The following is a 12,535-nucleotide window of genomic DNA, read 5'->3' as shown; positions in this document are numbered from 1 at the left end:
GCCTGCCTCCTATCCGAACCGACCACTAATGTAGTCTTCTGTCTGCTTATTTGCCGGGTTCATAAAGATATTCTTAGTCTGGTCCACTTCCACCAGTTCCCCGTTCATGAAGAACGCCGTGCGAGCGGCAATCCGGGATGCTTGCTGGAGGTTGTGGGTTACAATAATAATCGTATAATCTTGGCGTAAATTCAAGAGAGTTGCTTCGATTTGGCTACTCGAGACCGGATCCAACGCACTAGTCGGTTCATCGAGTAAGATGATTTCCGGGGACACGGCTAAGACCCGCGCGATGCAGACCCGTTGCTGTTGGCCCCCAGACAGCGCCAGCGCACTTTCGTGGAGGTGGTCTTTCACTTCATCCCACACGGCCGCTTGCCGTAATGACTTTTCCACTACAGCGTCGAGCTTTTCCTTGTCCCGTTCACCGGCGATGCGTAATCCGTAGATCACGTTGTCATAAATCGAGAACGGAAACGGGTTAGGCTGTTGGAAAACCATCCCGATTTCCTTGCGAATCTGAACGGTGTCCGCATTCGGGGCGTATAAGTCCTCGCCCTTGAACTCCGCGGTCCCGGTAATCGTGACCCCCGGAATCAAGTCGTTCATCCGGTTCAGCGTCCGTAAATACGTCGACTTACCACACCCAGACGGGCCAATCAAAGCCGTGATGCCTTTTTCCTCAAAGCTCAGGTTGATGCCCTTGAGCGCTTCGTTACTCCCGTAATACAGGTGCAAATCTTGCGTCGTTAAAATTTCTTTCGTCGTCATCTTTTTTCGCTCCTCCTAACCAAAGTTCCCCGAAACATAATCACTCGTCACTTGCACCTGCGGATTCGTGAAGATTTGGCTGGTCGTGTCGTACTCCAAGACCCGACCTTGATTGAAGAACGCCGTGTATTCACTGATCCGAGCCGCCTGTTGCATGTTGTGTGTCACGATGATGATGGTGTAATGCTGCTTAAGCTTCAGCAAGGTATCCTCCAGCTGACTCGTCGACACGGGATCAAGCGCACTAGCCGGTTCGTCCAACAATAAGATGTCGGGTTTCACGGCAATCGCCCGCGCAATACACAATCGTTGCGCCTGCCCCCCGGACAGCGCCAACGCGCTCTTGTCCAGGTCGTCTTTGACCTGTTCCCACAACGCGGCTTGTCGCAGGGAGGTCTCGACGATTTCATCAAGCTTAGTTTTAGCCGTTACACCGCGTAAGCGCAAGGCAAACGCAATATTATCGTAAATTGATTTGGCAAATGGGTTAGGTCGTTGAAACACCATCCCCACCCGCCGGCGCATCTCGTACACGTCGATATCGGGTTGGTTGATATCCACGCCCCGGTACATGATGCGCCCTTTAACCGTCGCGATGCGGTCGTTCATCCGGTTCAGTGACCGTAAATAAGTCGACTTTCCGGACCCGGACGGCCCAATCAGTGCCGTAATCTGATTCTGGGCAAACTGCAAATCGCCCTCGAAGATGGCCTCCTTACTGCCGTAGTACACGTGGAGGTCCTCGGTCGCAAGCACGATGGGGTGCCCCGCTTCATGAGGCTGGGTCACGTGGCGCTCTTGCATGGCCGTACGCCGTTGAACATCACTACTCATAAACATCTCTCGACATCCTCCTTAGGCTGACGTCAGCCGCTTGTACAGGCGTTTCCCCAGATAACGGGCCGCCAGGTTGAACAGTAAGATGGCAATCACTAAGACCGCCGACGCTCCGGACGAAATCGCCTTGGCGTCGGGCATGATGCCCTCTGAATTGATTTTCCAAATATGCACGGCCAACGTTTCGGCCGGCCGCATTGGGTTCAACGGACTGGAGATGTTGAACGGGTTCCAGTCGGCGAAATTTAACGCCGGTGCACTTTGCCCTGCCGTATAAATCAACGCGGCGGCTTCCCCGAAGACCCGCCCGGCACTCAAGATGAACCCCGTCAAGATGCTGGGGACGGCGGCTGGTAGAATCACCCGGGTAATGGTCTCCCACCGCGACAGCCCGAGTGCCAGCCCCCCTTCGCGTTGTTGTGGGTCAATCGTGCGCAGTGAATCTTCAATGCTCCGCGTTAGTAGCGGCAAGTTGAAGAACGTCAACGCAAACGCTCCGGACAGAATCGAAAACCCCATGTTTAGCTTGACCACGAAGAACAGGAACCCAAACAGTCCCACCACCACAGACGGTAACGAACTTAGAATCTCAATCGCAGTCCGCACCGTGTTGGTCACCCAATTATCCTTAGCGTATTCGTACAGATAAATGGCCGACCCCAACGCGATGGGAAACGAAATCAACATTGCTAGAATCAATAAATAAAACGAATTGAAGAGTTGGATGCCCACACCCCCACCCTTCGTGAAGGCTTTGGCGGGTGCCGTTAGAAAGTGCCAACTCAACTGGGGCACCCCACTGACCAGGATATAACCGAGCAAGGCCAGCAAGATGAGGACCACCAGGCCGGCGATGCCGTATAACGTTCCAATCGCCACTTTATTTTGTCGTTTTGCGTTCATGTTATTGCAGCCGCCCCTTTCGTCCAATCAGTCGAATAATCAGGTTAAAGACCAGTGACATCACTAACAGCACTAACGCCAGTGACCACAGCGCGTTATTTTGTAACGACCCCATGACCGTGTTCCCGATTCCAGTGGTCAAGACCGACGTTAAAGTTGCGGCTGGGTCGACCAGACTATGTGGCATCAAGGCCGCGTTACCAACCACCATTTGGACCGCCAGTGCTTCACCGAAGGCCCGGGCCATCCCGAAGACCACCGCCGTCATCAAGCCCGGTGTCGCGGCCCGCAAGACCACCTTGTAAATGGTCTGCCATTGGGTCGCTCCTAAGGCCAGTGAGGCTTCACGGTAGTAACGTGGGACCGCCCGCAAAGCGTCCGCACTCATCGACGTGACCGTCGGTAAGATCATCACGAACAACACACAGGTCCCGGACAAGATTCCGAACCCACTACCACCAAAGGTTGCGCGAGTAAAAGGTACGATGACGCTCAATCCAATGAACCCGTAAACCACGGAGGGGATCCCCACCAGTAGTTCGGTTACGGGTTGGAGGATCTTAGCGCCTTTGCCTGGCGAGATTTCATTCATAAAGACGGCCGTCCCGATGGCAAACGGGGTCGCCACCAGCGCCGATAAAATCGTAATCAGAAATGACCCGACGATCATCGACAAAGCCCCAACTTCGGGCTTGCCGTGGGCATCGGTAATGCTGGGGTTCCAATCTTTCCCACTTAAAAACGACCATAAATTCACGTGATTAGTGGTGAAAGTTGCCAATCCTTTGGATGCCACGAAACCGATAATCGCAACCACCACGGCCGCGATGATAATCAGTGCGGTAAAACTCACGACCCGCCCCCAGATTTCCAGCTTAGCCGCCTTCGAGCGACGTTTTAACTCGTGTTCGAGCTGTTCCGGTGATTTGGTCATGAGTGCTGGCCTCCAATCTTTGTGATTTGGCCGTGCACGTCCCGTTCGACGTGCATCTGGCTAGGTGACAAGTAACCCAATTGCCGGACCAGTGTTTTTTGAATGGCCGGCGATTGGACGTACTTGATAAAATCCTTGGTCAGTCCCGTGGGCTGTCCCTTCGTGTAGAGGTGTTCGTACGACCAAATTTTCCAGCGGTTATTGATGACGTTAGCTTCGGTCGGAGCCACGTGGTTCAACGCCACAGCCTGGACACCCTTGGTCACGTAGGAAAAGGCCACGTAACTGATGGCCCCCGGCGTGGTCTCCACGATTTGGCGGACCATTCCCGAAGAATCTTGTTCTTGAGCGGTCTTGGAACGATGACCGGCTAACCCGAACTGTTCAAAAGTCGCCCGGGTCCCACTGCCTTGCGCCCGATTGATCAACACGATGGGCACATCTTTCCCACCAACTTGTTTCCAGTTGGTCACTTTGCCGGTAAAGACAGCGACTAATTGTTTGGTCGTCAATTGGGTGATCCCCGTTTTACGGTTCACGATGGGCGTGATGCCCACGACTGCCACGCGGTGATCGACCAGGCCTTTCGCCCGAATTCCCTTTTGTTCCGCCGCAAATAAATCCGAATTACCAATCTGCACGGCGCCTTCTTGAATCTGGCTCAACCCCGTCCCGGTCCCACCGCCTTGAACGTTGATAAACGTCCCCAGGTGGTCGCCGGCATATTGCTCGCCAGCCGCTTCAACCAATGGCTGTAGCGCCGTGGAGCCTACCGCCGTAATTGATCCACCTGCATGGCTGACCTGGCGGGTCTGGTAAGCAAAGATGCCCAGAGCTACTAAAATCATGAGGAGTAGGCTCTGTAACCATCGTCGTTTTGTCATCCCGTTTGTCCCTCCTATCCCGGTTGGTTGCGTTCCGGCCGGGTATCTCAGGAATTAGTATACCGGGTGAATGTAAATGTGATGTAGACGTATTGTAAAGGTTATGTAAATGTCCCCGCAAAGTAAGGTCAATTACGATTAAAAGTGGAGGCCAAACTGACTTTGGCTGCCGTTTCGATCTCTTATGGACACCGACTAATTGCAAAAAAAGCACCCCCTGCAAATGGAAATTCCATTTAAAGGTGGTGCACTTAGTGTTTGGTCTCAGGCCCCAACTTATCGAGATAGCTCCGTTTTACGAGCCGCCAAGCGCTGTTGCGCCGAAAGGGCCTCGGCCGTTTTGCGCGGAAAGGTCAAAGTCACCGTGGTCCCCTGGCCCAACTCACTTTGCAACTCCAGCTTACCGTTCAAGGCTTGGACCAATTCACGCACGATGGCTAGCCCCAAGCCACTCCCGCTGACCCGCTGGTTGGAATGGGAAAGTTCCGCCCGGTAAAAGCGTTCAAAGACTCGCAACTGGTCTGACTGTGAAATGCCTATCCCAGTATCGGCAATTATGAGGCTCCAAGTTGTGGTGGTCGTTTTCAGACGCAACGTAACGCTTCCCTGCGGCCGATTATACTTGATGGCGTTACTCAACACGTTTTTAATGATTTGGTCCAGCTTACGCTGATCGGTCGCCGCTGTGAACTCAGCGGGCACCTGGTTCGTTAACGCTACCTGATTGACGCCAGCGAGGGGCGTCAACAAGTGGACCTGGTTGGCGACCAGTTGACCCACGCCAACCTGATTGATTTCCACGGCGTTCCCCGATTCCAGGTGCGAAATAGTCAGCACGTCGTTGATCAGCTCGACTAACCGGTCGCTTTGCTGGTCGATGATCTGTAAAAACTCCACCGATTTTTCGGGGTCATCCTTGGCACCCGCCAACAGCGTCTTGGCAAACCCGGAAATCGCGGTGACTGGCGTTTTCAGTTCGTGCGAAGCATTGGACACGAAGTCCATCTGCATCTGCTCGACCGCATAAACTTCGGTCACGTCGTACAACAACACTAGCACTTGGAAGTAGTCTTGTGATGTCGCCGTGTAGACTACCTGAGCGTCGATTGTCCGCTCGTTGGGCGACCCCGGGAGCTTCAAGACTCGGTGTTGGGTCTGCCGCTCGGACAACGCCTTATTGATCAAACTTGCCAGTTCGAACTGGCGGACGTCTTGCGTAAACAGGTGACGTCGTGGCGAGATACGTTGTTGCAAGAATTGCTCCATTGCTGGGTTGGCCAATTCCACCTTGCGGTAGCGGTCAATCACCATGACCCCAATCGGCAAATAATCCAGCAAGGTCGCGAATTCTTGATTCTGCCCCGCCATCTTACGGTGGAACTTGCGTTGCTGGGTCTGTAAGTAATTGATCTGTAAGGCCAACTGGTAGAACGGGTCGTGGGGCGACAGCAACACGTGGGCCAGGGCCTCAGCGTGACGCATTTGCTGAACTTTTTTGGTCAAAATATTGATTCGTTGCTGCGCCCAACGCTGGACCCACAATAAACAGCCCCATTCGATGGCAGCAAACGACCAGCCAATGACCAGCGCCCAGCCACTGTTATCGGGGCGTAACCCCCACACCAATAACGTATTCAAACTCAATAAAACAATGGCGCTCCCCCAAGTGAATTGGCGGCTCATGGCACCGCCTCGAAGGTGTAACCAAAGCCCCGCACCGTTTTCAGCAAGCTAGGATGCTTGGGGTCGGTCTCAATTTTTTCCCGTAAATGGGACACGTGGATGTCGACCATCCGCGTTTGGCCACTGTAGTCGAAGCCCCAAACCCCTTCGAGTAGTTGCTCACGACTCCAGACCTTGCCAGGACGTTTGGCAAAGAAGAGTAACAGTTCAAACTCCTTGGGCGTTAATTCAATTTGTTGTTGACCACGCTTGACCTGGAACTTGTCCTGGTCGATGCTCAACCCCGCAATCTGGATCACGTTGCCCGCTTCCGTAGGTTGCTGCGGGTGGTCATCTTCGTGGTACCGGCGCATGACCGCCTTCATTCGTGCCAACACTTCGCGTGGACTGAATGGTTTGGTGATGTAATCATCCGCACCTAACTCTAAGCCCACGACCGTATCGAACTCACTAGTCTTGGCGGTGATCATAATAATCGGTGTCTGGATTTTTTCCTGACGTAACCGTTTGGTCACCTCAACCCCGTCTAACTTCGGCAGCATCAAATCTAACAAAATGACATCAAAATTCTCATGTTCCGCCAACTGTAACGCCTGTTCGCCATCGATGGCCGTGACCACCTGATAGTCTGCTTGTTCCAAATTATACTGTAACAGCGTCACAATTGACGGCTCATCATCCACGACTAGCACTCTACTCATGATTTACCCCTCCTGATCTCTGAATAGAACAATTCCGATTTCGTGTGGCGCCCCGGAATAAATGGCCGTTTCCGTGACTTTTAAATCGCCTGCCATGTTGCGCACCCGCAAATGGCAGTATGTTGGGTTTTGCAATAGCGCTTCGTAAAACGCCGTTTCGCTATTCACCGCGCGATGGTTGCATTCCAAAATAATGTCGCCCGCCGCTAAGTCGAGTTTGTTAGCCGGCGTACCTGGTCGGATGGCCAGCACCCGGACCCCATCGTCTACCTGAGAATACCAAAATGATTGCCGGTGGTCATAGCGTTTGGCTTGCCATAAGCACCACCCATAACAAACTAACAACACGATAACACCAATCGGTAAGTCTTGTGGTCGCCACAGCAACCACCCCAACAAGACTACCGCTAAGCCAGCTAACACCAAAATTTGCCGGGACAGGTGCCGATAAACCGCTTTAGGCACTTCCCGAAAGACCGTGAAGCGGACCCCCAACAGCAAGGGTAAAAACAACACGGCAAAGGTCTGTCCGTGTAGGTTCAGCATCGGCCACCAGGACAAGCCGCCTTGAACGAACCAGTCCCCGGGAACCAAGGTCACGACCGGCACCACCAGCAACTCTCGCCAAGGATAACCGGCGATTCGCTTGCCCCGTTGCTTGGCGTAGATGCGTGGGCTATCGAAACGGCCGCCATAGTGAGCGACCCAATGGCCTAAACCCAAGAAGGCAATCACAAATAACCAGGCAAAATTAGTTGCGGGCACGTCAGCAGTACTCAGTCCCAGCGTTTGCAGATCAAAAACGGGCAACCAACTACTTCCCAGAACCCCGGCCAATAGTGTCGTCACCACTAAAAGGGTGATGGGCAAGACCGTGGTCGGCAAGATAAGTAAGGAAAGACTGGCTAACGCTTCGTAAATCAGAATCCAGTTAAGCGGCAGACTGAACCCCACGATGAGGGTCAAAATGGAGAGTCCCACCCCGAGGATGACGCCCTGCGTCAGCATATGTCGTAATTCATAATGATCACTATACACGGCACTACTAAAGTCATGCCGTTCGTGGGCCACCCGTGAGCGACTGGTCAGCCAAGAACGCAAAATAGCTAACCATAACAGGGGTTGTAACGCAAAGCTACCCACAACCAATAAAGTCCGCATGCAATCGACACCTTTCTAAAAAACTAGCTGACATCAGTATAGCATTAACTAAAAACGGGTAACACCAGATTCGCGTTACCCGTTCAACCAATTTATTTATATGACGTGTCACCGACTCCCAGTCTAGTCGGGATTTTTTTGACTCAATTGCCACTGCAAATAAGCATCGATAAACGGGTCTAAGTCGCCATCCATAACGGCTTGGCCCTGCGACGTCTCGTGGTTGGTGCGGTGGTCTTTGACCATGGTGTACGGGTGGAAGACGTAGGAGCGAATCTGCGACCCCCAACCAATATCCATCTGGACACCTTCCAAAGCCGCCTTTTCCTTAGCCTTCTTCTCTTCTTCCAGTTCGTACAGTTTGGCCCGCAACATGGACAGTGCCGTTTGCCGGTTTTGGAGTTGCGACCGTTGGGCCTGACTTTGCGTCACGATGCCCGTGGGCAGATGGGTAATCCGCACGGCTGACGAGGTCTTATTGACGTGTTGGCCTCCAGCTCCGGAAGCCCGGTACACGTCGACCTTCAAGTCGGCGGGGTTAATCTCCACATCGACCGAATCATCTAGTTGCGGTAACACATCTACCGATGCAAATGAGGTGTGCCGCCGCCCCGCGGAATCAAATGGCGAGATTCGGACCAGCCGGTGCACGCCCTTTTCGGAACGCAAATACCCGTAAGCGTTGTGGCCGGCAATCAACAGGGGCGCACTACTCAAGCCGGCCACTTCCCCCGCTTGGTAGTCTAAGACGGAAACTTTGAAGTGGTGCTGTTCGGCCCAGCGGGTGTACATCCGCATCAACATTGAGCCCCAGTCTTGCGATTCTGTTCCCCCGGCCCCCGGGTGAATTTCTAAAATGGCATTGTTGCGATCGTACTTCTGGTTCAATAACAAGTTCAACCGGTACTGCCGCAAAGCCGCCTGAGTCTTAGCAAAATTCTGGTTGAAATCGGCCTGAATATCGTCGTCCGGTTCCTCACTCAGAAGGTCGATGGCAACCTCCAAATCGGCAACTTGGTCGAACAATTTCTGAAAAGCGCCGACTTTTTGCTTCATCTCGTTGGTGGCATCGATCAGTTTTTGGGCCTGTTGCGGATCGTCCCAGAATCCTGGCTCTGCCATTTGGCCTTCGTTGACACTGATGCTCTCGTTCAGCGCATCGAAGTCAAAGTGACCTCCTAAAGCCGGTTAATTGTGTTTTCATGGTTTCAATGGCGTGTTTAGCATCCGTTAATTCCATTTTGTTGGCTCCTTTTTAAGGTGATTTTTGGTGGTGATAACCAAACAGGGACCCGGGACAACGTCCCCAGGTCCCTGTTCAAACGCTCCTATTAAGCGCGTCACACGGTCTTTACCGCGTAATGTTTTGTCGAATTTCAGACTTCATGAACAACCGCGTCGTGTCATATTCGATGTCGGAAATCATTTCTTCGAACATCCGGAACCCGTCTTGTTGGTATTCAACCAACGGGTTCAATTGACCGTAACCCCGTAAGCCGATGGATTGTCGTAACTGGTCCATCGCATCGATGTGGTCGGTCCAGTGCGAATCTACGACCCGCAACAGCACGACCTTTTCAAATTCAAGCATTTGTGCGGGATCGTAAAGTTGCTTGGACTTATCATCGTAAACTTTATTGGCTAAGTCCATGAAGAAGTCCACGATTTCATCCGCGGTTTTGTCCTTCAAACCAGCCAGGCTGATTTGGTCGGGCGAAACCATCGCTGAAATCCCGAAGTCGAGCAAGGTATCCAAATCCCAATCAGCTTGGTCACCCTGTGTATGCAAGCTAACGACCCGGCTGACGGTCCGCTTGATCATCGGCATCAAGACCCATTTCAGGGACTTTTCTTCCTGGATGACTTGGTTCCGTTCACCGTAGATGACGTTCCGTTGTTGCCGCATCACGTCATCGTATTGCAAGACGTTCTTCCGGGAATCATAGTTGTTCCCTTCAACCCGCTTTTGCGCAGATTCCACCTGCTTGGTGATCATCCGGCTACGGATAACGGCGTCTTCGCCGTCAACGTTCATCCGTTGTAAGAAGTCTTTGACCCGGTCAGAACCGAACCGCCGCATCAAGTCATCTTCCAGCGACAGGTAGAACTGGGTCAGACCCGGGTCACCCTGCCGACCAGAACGGCCCCGCAGCTGGTTATCAATCCGCCGGGACTCGTGCCGTTCCGTCCCAATCACGGCTAAACCACCTAATTCAACCACGCCGGGTCCGAGCTTGATATCGGTCCCCCGTCCAGCCATGTTGGTGGCAATGGTGACGGCGCCCCGTTGACCGGCGTTTTGAATAATATCGGCTTCACGCGCATGGTTCTTGGCGTTTAAGACCACATGCGGAATCTTTTCTTGGTCTAAGCGTTGCGACAGGTATTCGGACGTTTCCACGGCCACGGTCCCGATTAACATCGGTTGGCCCTTCTTATGAAGCGCCGCGATTTCCTTGACAACGGCGTCAAACTTAGCTTCCAAAGTCGGGTACAACACATCCGGATGGTCAACCCGCACGACCGGTTTGTTGGTCGGCACGGAGATGACTTCCATGTTGTAGATTTCCCGGAATTCCTCGGCTTCGGTCTTGGCCGTCCCGGTCATCCCGGCTAACTTACTGTACATCCGGAACAAGTTTTGGTACGTGATGTTGGCCATGGTCTTGGTCTCTTCTTGAATCTCGACGCCTTCCTTGGCTTCAATGGCTTGGTGCAGCCCATCGGAGTACCGCCGGCCTTCCATGACCCGGCCAGTAAAGGAATCAACGATCAAGACTTCGCCGTCTTGAACCACGTAGTCTTTATCCCGCAACATGATAAAGTTCGCCCGTAAGGCTTGGTCCATGTGGTGGGTCAACGCGGTGTTGTCCGTGTCGTATAAGTTCTTCAAATTAAAGTATTTTTCGGCCTTTTCAATCCCGGTATCCGTCAAGGACACGGTCTTGGATTCCAGGTCGATCTTAAAGTCTTCCTTTTCGTGCAAGGTCTTAGCGAACCGGTCGACCCGTTTGTAGAGCTGACTAGTTCCTTCGGATTGCCCCGAAATGATCAACGGCGTCCGGGCTTCATCAATCAAGATGGAGTCCACTTCGTCGACGATGGCGAAGTTTAGTGGCCGTTGCACCATATCTTCTTTGTAGACCACCATGTTGTCCCGCAGGTAATCGAACCCGATTTCCCCGTTGGTGGAATACGTGATGTCAGCGTTATAAGCTTCCCGCTTTTCATCTGGCGTCTTTTCGGCGGAGTTCAACCCAACGGATAAGCCCATCCAGTTGTACAGTTCACCCATTTCCGTGGCGTCCCGTGCGGACAGGTATTCGTTGACCGTGACCACGTGGACCCCTTTGCCTGCTAAGGCGTTCAGGTACACGGGCATGGTCGCCGTCAAGGTCTTCCCTTCACCAGTCTTCATTTCGGCGATGTTACCTTCGTGAAGCACGATTCCCCCCATGATTTGAACATGGAATGGGTACAAGCCGAGGACCCGGCGCGCACCTTCACGACAAGCCGCAAAAGCCTCAGGCAATAAATCATCCAAGGTTTCCCCGTCTTGATACCGCTTTTGAAATTCGGGCGTTTTGGCCTTCAAATCTTCGTCTGAAAGCTTTGCGTACTCGTCAGCGTAAGCACCCACTTGGTCCGCTAACTTACTGAGGCGTCGTAAAGTTCGTCGATCACTTTCGACCCATTTTTTTAAAATGTTTGCCATGTGAGAATTCCCTTCAGTACTGCGTTTTAATTAGTCTATTTAAAATTACCCATTGTTTTGCAATAAATCAACCTACATTTTAACACTATCCCCCCCAAGATGAAACTCTCCACTTCGGTTCGCAAAGCCTGAACCGCTTTCATTTGCGATTTGCCAGTTTAAATTTAACAAATGCCGAACGGTTGGGTGACGGGACAGTTAATTAGTTGATTTATAATTTCGTTACCCGACTAAAAAAGCCCGGGCAGGCTCCCAGGCTTGATACCATTTCACGTTAATCTAGTCTTCATCGTTGGCTTCAATCAAGCCGTAGCGACCATCATTACGCCGGTAAACGATGCTGACACCATTCGTTTCAGCGTCTTGATAGATGAAGAAGTTGTGTCCCAACATATCCATCTGGAGAATGGCTTCTTCATTATCCATCGGCTTCAAAGACAACCGCTTCGTGCGGACCACTTCGAAATCATTGCCATTGGCCGATTGGTCGTCTTCGGATGTTGCTTCTGGTGCAAAGTCTAAGTTCTTATAGCCCTTTTCACGGGACTTACGGTTAACTTTGGTCTTGTACTTACGGATTTGGCGTTCCAATTTGTCGGTCACCAAATCGACGCTGGCGTACAAGTCTGGTGAGGTCTCCTCCGCTCTTAAGGTCAAGTATGGGAGTGGGATTGTTACTTCAACCTTCGCGTTCTTGTTTTGGTAAACCTTCAGGTTGATATGCGCAATTGCCTCGACGTTGTTGTCGAAATACTTTTCTAACTTGCTGATTCGCTTCTCAACGTAATCCCGTATTGCGTCAGTAACTTCGATGTTTTCACCACGAATATTAAATGTGAGCATAAAACTTCTCTCCCTTCAGCCAAGAGATCGCTTGGCTTGCTTAGCACACGAAGGACCACTCTTCTGCAGTGCTTTGCTTACTTTCATTATAAAGGAAAGCGCT

The 12,535-nt window shown here is 52.2% G+C and carries 11 protein-coding genes; all 11 read right to left on the bottom strand.

All coding sequences use genetic code 11. The annotated features are described in order from the left end of the window. Positions 1-9 precede the first annotated feature (9 nt). The 11 genes from pstB (H3M12_RS06370) to hpf all read right to left on the bottom strand — a co-directional run bounded on the left by pstB (H3M12_RS06370) (position 10) and on the right by hpf (position 12,432). Positions 10-771, bottom strand: coding sequence for a phosphate ABC transporter ATP-binding protein PstB (gene pstB / locus H3M12_RS06370; RefSeq protein ID WP_182150524.1), 762 nt, complete (start codon positions 769-771; stop codon positions 10-12). Positions 772-786: 15 nt separating this feature from the next. After that, positions 787-1,575, bottom strand: a complete 789-nt coding sequence (gene pstB / locus H3M12_RS06365) for a phosphate ABC transporter ATP-binding protein PstB (protein ID WP_225423467.1) — start codon at positions 1,573-1,575, stop codon at positions 787-789. A gap of 51 nt (positions 1,576-1,626) precedes the next feature. Continuing rightward, entirely contained in the window at positions 1,627-2,511 is an 885-nt protein-coding gene (gene pstA / locus H3M12_RS06360) for a phosphate ABC transporter permease PstA (protein ID WP_129031158.1), read from the bottom strand. Position 2,512: 1 nt separating this feature from the next. Then, positions 2,513-3,445: a phosphate ABC transporter permease subunit PstC gene (pstC, locus tag H3M12_RS06355; protein ID WP_129031159.1), complete on the bottom strand. Its 933-nt coding sequence runs from the start codon at positions 3,443-3,445 to the stop codon at positions 2,513-2,515. Then, the gene (locus H3M12_RS06350; RefSeq protein WP_182150523.1) at positions 3,442-4,329 is read right to left on the bottom strand and encodes a phosphate ABC transporter substrate-binding protein; all 888 of its coding nucleotides are present in this window, start codon (positions 4,327-4,329) and stop codon (positions 3,442-3,444) included. The genes pstC and H3M12_RS06350 overlap by 4 nt, the downstream gene beginning before the upstream one ends. A gap of 276 nt (positions 4,330-4,605) precedes the next feature. Next, positions 4,606-6,012 carry a sensor histidine kinase gene (locus H3M12_RS06345; RefSeq protein WP_129031161.1) on the bottom strand — a complete coding sequence of 469 codons (1,407 nt, stop codon included), beginning with the start codon at positions 6,010-6,012 and terminating at the stop codon, positions 4,606-4,608. Continuing rightward, complete coding sequence (locus H3M12_RS06340; RefSeq protein ID WP_318531324.1) at positions 6,009-6,713, bottom strand: response regulator transcription factor; 705 nt, start codon at positions 6,711-6,713, stop codon at positions 6,009-6,011. Before H3M12_RS06340 ends, H3M12_RS06345 begins: the two co-directional genes overlap by 4 nt. A 3-nt stretch (positions 6,714-6,716) precedes the next feature. Then, positions 6,717-7,874, bottom strand: coding sequence for a PDZ domain-containing protein (locus H3M12_RS06335; RefSeq protein WP_182150522.1), 1,158 nt, complete (start codon positions 7,872-7,874; stop codon positions 6,717-6,719). A 123-nt stretch (positions 7,875-7,997) separates the two neighbouring features. Continuing rightward, positions 7,998-9,114, bottom strand: a protein-coding gene (gene prfB / locus H3M12_RS06330; RefSeq protein WP_182150521.1) for a peptide chain release factor 2 whose coding sequence is annotated in 2 segments (ribosomal slippage) — positions 7,998-9,041 and positions 9,043-9,114 — 1,116 coding nt in all. Because the reading frame shifts where the segments join, the coding sequence is not laid out codon by codon here. A gap of 111 nt (positions 9,115-9,225) precedes the next feature. Then, positions 9,226-11,589 (bottom strand): preprotein translocase subunit SecA, encoded by a 2,364-nt coding sequence (gene secA / locus H3M12_RS06325; protein ID WP_129031165.1) that lies wholly within the window; start codon positions 11,587-11,589, stop codon positions 9,226-9,228. A 279-nt stretch (positions 11,590-11,868) separates the two neighbouring features. Then, positions 11,869-12,432: a ribosome hibernation-promoting factor, HPF/YfiA family gene (gene hpf / locus H3M12_RS06320; RefSeq protein ID WP_129031166.1), complete on the bottom strand. Its 564-nt coding sequence runs from the start codon at positions 12,430-12,432 to the stop codon at positions 11,869-11,871. Between the last annotated feature and the right edge of the window lie 103 nt (positions 12,433-12,535).

The organism is Levilactobacillus suantsaii, assembly GCF_014069315.1.
GTDB lineage: Bacteria > Bacillota > Bacilli > Lactobacillales > Lactobacillaceae > Levilactobacillus > Levilactobacillus suantsaii.
This window is presented reverse-complemented; position numbering and strand designations above follow the sequence as displayed.